The organism is Nocardioides sp. (genome assembly GCF_050699375.1).
Taxonomy (GTDB): Bacteria; Actinomycetota; Actinomycetes; order Propionibacteriales; family Nocardioidaceae; genus Nocardioides.
Genome location: NZ_JBOHDN010000373.1, coordinates 1 through 5,604, shown reverse-complemented (window position 1 = coordinate 5,604; position 5,604 = coordinate 1). Strand labels below are relative to the sequence as shown.

General features: G+C 68.8%; 6 protein-coding genes. All 6 read left to right on the top strand.

Annotated features, from left to right (window positions below):
• The first annotated feature begins 38 nt into the window (after nt 1-38).
• The 6 genes from ACRDPS_RS24625 to ACRDPS_RS24600 all read left to right on the top strand — a co-directional run bounded on the left by ACRDPS_RS24625 (nt 39) and on the right by ACRDPS_RS24600 (nt 5,563).
• Complete coding sequence (locus tag ACRDPS_RS24625; protein WP_431504308.1) at nt 39-449, top strand: hypothetical protein; 411 nt, start codon at nt 39-41, stop codon at nt 447-449.
• A 55-nt stretch (nt 450-504) separates the two neighbouring features.
• On the top strand, nt 505-1,161 hold the full coding sequence (locus ACRDPS_RS24620) for an exonuclease domain-containing protein (protein ID WP_431504307.1): 657 nt from the start codon (nt 505-507) through the stop codon (nt 1,159-1,161).
• Nucleotides 1,162-1,295: 134 nt separating this feature from the next.
• Complete coding sequence (locus tag ACRDPS_RS24615; RefSeq protein ID WP_431504306.1) at nt 1,296-2,189, top strand: L,D-transpeptidase family protein; 894 nt, start codon at nt 1,296-1,298, stop codon at nt 2,187-2,189.
• Between the two features lie 84 nt (nt 2,190-2,273).
• Nucleotides 2,274-3,470 carry a phosphoglycerate dehydrogenase gene (gene serA, locus ACRDPS_RS24610; protein WP_431504305.1) on the top strand — a complete coding sequence of 399 codons (1,197 nt, stop codon included), beginning with the start codon at nt 2,274-2,276 and terminating at the stop codon, nt 3,468-3,470.
• Nucleotides 3,471-3,530: 60 nt separating this feature from the next.
• A complete protein-coding gene (locus ACRDPS_RS24605; RefSeq protein WP_431504304.1) occupies nt 3,531-4,130 on the top strand; it encodes an HD domain-containing protein in 600 nt (199 codons plus the stop codon).
• A gap of 140 nt (nt 4,131-4,270) precedes the next feature.
• A complete protein-coding gene (locus ACRDPS_RS24600; protein WP_431504303.1) occupies nt 4,271-5,563 on the top strand; it encodes an MFS transporter in 1,293 nt (430 codons plus the stop codon).
• Nucleotides 5,564-5,604: the final 41 nt, after the last annotated feature.

Here is a 5,604-nt window from a genome sequence, read left to right as displayed (position 1 = left end):
GGTCGCGACGGCTCCGGCCGATCCGGCATGATCGCCCCATGACGACGCCAGACCAGTCGAGCCAGGCAGCGCCCGGACAGCCGCCCGTGGGGTGGATCGATCTGACCATCCAGGGCAGCGCTATGACCTCCAACATGATCGTGCCGACCGTGCTGCTCAACGGCCACCAGATGCCGACGCAGTACGGGCGCAATGTCTTCCCGGTGCCGCCCGGCCCCTGGAACGTCGACATGTACGCCCAGTGGACCTGGAAGTTCGGCAAGGCATCGTTGAGCTTCGACGTCGCCGAGGGCCAGACCGTGCCGGTCTTCTACGCCGCGCCGCTGACGGGTTTCAGCAAGGGCGCGATCGGCCACGAGAAGCAGGGCAAGCCCGGGATCCTCGGGTTCGTCCTGTTGATGGTCGTCGTGGTTCTCGTTGTCGCTGGGATCGTGGCGCTGACGATCTGACCCGCTGCGCGTCGGGGCGGTGAGAGTGTCGGTGCTCACCGATAGCGTCGGCAATGTGACCACCACCGAATCGCGCGGACGACGCGGAGCCCGAGGCAGCCAGCGGGGCTACGCCGTCCTCGACGTCGAGACGACCGGGCTCGACCCCTATCGCGACCGGGTGATCCAGGTGGCGATCCGCCAGGTCTCCGCCGACGGCACTGCCGAGTCGGAGTGGGAGACGCTGGTCAACCCGGGCGCCGGAGTCGATCCCGGACCGGTCGAGGTGCACGGGCTGACCAGCGCCGATCTCGCCGGCGCGCCCACCTACAAGGAGGTGGCCGCCATGATCGCCGAGCGCCTCGCCGGCCGGGTCTTCGTGGCCCACAACGCCCCCTTCGACTGGGCGTTCGTGGCCGTGGAGTCGGATCGCGCGGGCGTACGTCTCGAGGTCCTGGAGTGGCTGTGCACGATGCGGTTCGCGAAGGCGCTGGCTCTCGATGTCCCCGACAAGTCGCTGGCCACCATCGCGGCCTACTACGCGGTCGAGCAGGTGAAGGCGCACGATGCCGGTGACGACACCCGCGTGGCCACCGAGATCCTGCTGCGCGAGCTGGCCGACGCAGACCGGACCGGCGTGACCCGTCCGCTCGTGGAGTGCAACAGTGCCCGGCACCGTGTGAAGCGGACCGCGCGCCGCTGGTTCAGCCGCCTCGGGCTGCCCCTCCGCTGAGCCCGTCGGCGCGAGAACGTCCCACTGATCGGGACATTTCCCGCAGATATGCAACCGAAGACCCCGGTTCGGACATCAGTATGTCGTCGGCCCGATCTAATTGGAGGGCCCAGAATCTGGATCGAGGCTGCGAAATGGTCAAGCGGGAAATGGTCAAGCGGGGAACCGTCAAGCGGGGATCCGTCAAGCGGGGAATGATCACCGGGGCGCTCGTCGCCCTCCTGGCGAGTACGTTCGCGGCGTGCGGCACCGAGCCGGCCGCGAGATCGGCACCCGAGGCGGATGCCTCACCGGCCGCGGCCTCCTCGGCAAGTTCCTCGGCGAGCCCGTCCGCGAAGCCGAGCGCCTCCGCGAAGCCCAAACCCAAGCCGAAGCCGTCCCCGACCTCGGGGCCACGACTGTTCGGCAAGAGCGACAGCGGCGACAACGTACGTGACCTGCAGGCCCGCCTGAAGCAGATCGGGTGGTACAGCGCTGATGTCACCGGCTTCTACGGCAACGTCACCACCGAGGCCGTCTCCGGATTCCAGGGCAAGCGCGGGATCGCGGTCACCGGGTTCGTCGACCAGACCACGCTCGACCGGCTCTACGCGATGACCCGCGAGCCCACGGAGGCCGAGCTGACCAATGCCCCGCCGCCGGTGCCCGAGGGCAAGCTCGACCCGCGCTGCATGAGCGGACGGGTGCTGTGCATCGACAAGTCCACCTCCGTGCTCCGCTGGGTCATCGGCGGCACGGTGCAGACGAGCGTCGAGGTGCGTTTCGGCTCCCAGGAGCTGCCGACCCGCGAGGGCCAGTTCTCGGTCTTCGCCAAGAGCCGCGACCACGTCTCCACCATCTACAAGACACCGATGCCGTTCGCGATGTTCTTCTCCGGCGGCCAGGCCGTCCACTACTCCCCCGACTTCGCCGCCAACGGCTACAACGGGGCCTCCCACGGCTGCGTGAACGTACGCGACTACGACGCCATCACCTCGCTCTACAACCAGGTCAACGTCGGCGACGGCGTCGTCGTCTACTGGTCCTGAGGCGGCCCGGCCAGTCCTGAGGCCGCACTGTCCGGTCTGCGGCGACGATTCCAGGCACCCACGCCGACGGCCTACCCTTGAGCCATGAAGGCGCTGCTCCTGGAGAACATCCATCCCGTCGCTGTCGAGAACCTCGAGAAGGCCGGATTCGAGGTCGAGCTACGCAGCAAGTCGCTCTCCGAGGACGAGCTGGTGGCAGCCCTGCCCGGCGTGACCCTGCTGGGCATCCGGTCCAACACCCACATCACTACGCGGGTGCTCGACGCGGCCACGGACCTCAAGGCGATCGGCTGCTTCTGCATCGGCACCAACCAGGTCGACCTGAGCGCGGCCGCCGAGCGCGGGGTGGCCGTCTTCAATGCGCCCTACTCCAACACCCGCTCGGTCGTCGAGCTGGTCATCGGCTACATCATCTCCCTGGCGCGACGCCTGCCGGAGAAGACCGAGAAGATGCACGCCGGCGTCTGGGACAAGTCCGCGAAGGGCTCCCACGAGGTCCGCGGCCGTACGCTCGGCATCATCGGCTACGGCAACATCGGCACCCAGCTGTCCAACGTCGCCGAGGCGCTGGGCTTCTACGTCATCTTCTACGACATCGCCGACCGGCTGGCCCACGGCAACGCGCGCCGGATGAAGTCCCTCGACGCGCTCCTGGCCGAGGCCGACGTGGTCTCCATCCACATCGACGGACGCCCGGGCAACCTGGGCATGTTCGGCGAGGAGCAGTTCGCGAAGATGAAGCCGCGCTCGATGTTCATCAACGCCGCTCGCGGGTTCCTGGTCGACAACGACGCGCTGCGCAAGCACATCGAGTCCGGTCACATCGCCGGTGCCGCGCTCGACGTCTTCCCGATCGAGCCGAAGGCCCAGGGTGACGCCTTCGAGTCGCCGCTGCTGGGTCTCGACAACGTCATCCTGACCCCGCACGTGGGCGGCTCCACGCAGGAGGCCCAGGAGGAGATCGGCTGGTTCGTCTCCGGCAAGCTGCGCGACTTCATCGGCTCCGGGTCCACCGCTCTCTCGGTGAACCTGCCGGCGGTCCAGCCGCCGCCGCTGGCCGAGGGCTCGCGCCTCGCGCTGCTCCACGACAGCGTTCCCGGCGTGCTCGCCGAGCTCAACAATCTGCTCGCCGCCGACGGCCTCAACGTGACCGGTCAGTATCTCGCCACCAGCGGCGAGACCGGCTTCGTCGTCACCGACGTCACCGACGTACCTCCGACGACGCTCCAGAAGATCACGGACAGCCCGCACACGAAATGGGTGCGCGCCTACGACGCGTGAGAATGGGCACGCCCGCGGCGGACACGCGATTTCGTCAGGCATGCCCTACGGTTCTGGGCCATGGAGCTCCCTCAACATTGGCCGCTGCCCGACGCCACCGACCTTCTCGGTGACGTCCTGGCGGCGTACGACGACCCGACCCGTCGCTACCACGACAGCCGGCACCTCGGCGAGGTGCTGGACCGGATCGAGGAGCTGCGGGAGGAGGGTGAGCGCTTCGACCCGCTGACGGTCGCGCTTGCGGCGTTCTTCCACGACGCCGTCTACGACGGCGAGCGGGACGCCGAGGAGCGTTCGGCCACATGGGCCGAGGACGCGCTCAGCACCTACCTGGATGCGGATGTCGTGGCCGAGGTCGCCCGCCTGGTACGGCTGACCGAGACCCACGACCCCGCCCCGGACGACCACAGCGGCCGGGTGCTCTCCGACGCCGACCTGGCGATCCTGGCGGCCCCGGCAGAGCGCTATGCGGAGTACGCGGCGACCGTTCGCGAGGAGTATGAGCACCTGTCCGACGAGGAGTTCCGCGTCGGCCGCACCCAGGTCTTGGAGCGGCTGATGGAGAAGGAGTCACTCTTCTCGACGCCCTTCGCCAGGATCAGCTGGGAGTCCGCCGCGCGGGCCAACATCTCGGCCGAGATGGAGACGCTGACCATATAACTGTCACCCGATCGATAACGATTGGTTCCGAACCCTCACTGGTGACAGAATCTTGCGGTGAGCGAGCTTCAGCGAGTGAACAATCAGCACAACACGCCGCCGCGTCCGTACTCTGGCGCTTGCGCTACGGAGGTGGCGGCGTGAGCTTCCAGACGTACGCCGACTTGTGGCGGATTCCCGATGTTCGCCGCATCCTCGTGCTGGGTCTGTTCCTCCGGATTCCGATGCCGGCCTCCGCGGTCATCGTGACCCTGCACGTGGTCGGTCCGCTGGACCGCTCCTATGCCGAGGCCGGCCTGGTCTCGACGGTGCTCGCGATCGCGATGGCGATCTCCGCGCCGTGGCTCGGTCGGCTTCTCGACCGAATCGGCCTGCGACGTACCCTCCTGCTGCCCCTGCTCACCCTCCCGTTCGCCTGGTCGATCGCGCCCTGGGTCGGATATCTCCCGCTGATCGGCCTGGTCGCCGTCGCCGGGCTCTTCACCGTCCCGTCCTTCTCGGTCGTACGCCAGGTGATGCTCCGCGCGGTCGGCCACGGCCAGCGCACCGCCGCGCTCAGCGCCGACGCGGTCATGACCGAGATCGGCTTCATGACCGGGCCGCTGATCGGCGTGCTCGGCGCCAGCTATCTGGGCACCTCCTGGGCGCTGCTGCTGACCCAATGGCTCGGGATCCTGGCCGCCGTCGTGCTGTGGCTGCTCAACCCGGTGATCACCGATGGCGAGCCGGCGGTCCCCGCCGATGCCACAGCCGGTGCCACAGCCGGTGCCACAGCTCGTGCGGCAGCCGGTGTTTCAGGCATCGTCACCGCTCCCGCTCGCCGCCTCCGGCTTCCGTCGTGGGTGAACCCCGGCGTCGTACTCCTCCTCGCCGGAACCTTCGCCGCCTCGCTCATCCTCATCGCCGAAGACCTCGGCACCGTGGCCGCGATGCGGGACTTCGACCGCACCGCCCTCCTCGGCCTGGTGATGGCGATCTGGGCCCTGGGCTCCCTGCTCGGCGCGCTCATCTACGGGGCGCTCAACAGCCACCCGCCGGCCGCGGTGATGCTCGTCCTGCTGGGCGCGACGACGGTGCTCACGGCGTTCGCCTGGGACACGGTCTCGTTCGCCGGGCTGCTCCTGCTCAGTGGCTTCTTCTGCGCCCCGACCCTGACCGCGGCGCTCGAGGCGATCACCAGCCGGGTCTCCTCATCCGTACGCGGCGAGGTGATGGGCTGGCACGGCTCGGCGATCACCCTCGGCAGCGCCGTCGGCGCACCCGCCGCCGGGTTCGCCATCGACCTGGTCGGCTGGCAGGGCGGGTTCATCCTCGGCGGCGGTCTCGGCCTGCTGATCGCGGCCGGCATCTGGGTCACCACCCGGCGGATGGCGACCCCGCCCGCCGAGACGTCACTCCCGCCGACCGAGACGTCACCCGCGTCGGCCGAATAATCACCCCACACGCCGAGAAGTCACTTGTGCAGGCCGAGAAG

Bases quoted from the DNA above. Each gene is read 5' to 3' on its own strand.
- serA (WP_431504305.1), top strand. From the start codon at position 2,274: ATGAAGGCGCTGCTCCTGGAGAACATCCATCCCGTCGCTGTCGAGAAC.
- ACRDPS_RS24625 (WP_431504308.1), top strand. From the start codon at position 39: ATGACGACGCCAGACCAGTCGAGCCAGGCAGCGCCCGGACAGCCGCCC.
- ACRDPS_RS24615 (WP_431504306.1), top strand. From the start codon at position 1,296: ATGGTCAAGCGGGAAATGGTCAAGCGGGGAACCGTCAAGCGGGGATCC.
- ACRDPS_RS24605 (WP_431504304.1), top strand. From the start codon at position 3,531: ATGGAGCTCCCTCAACATTGGCCGCTGCCCGACGCCACCGACCTTCTC.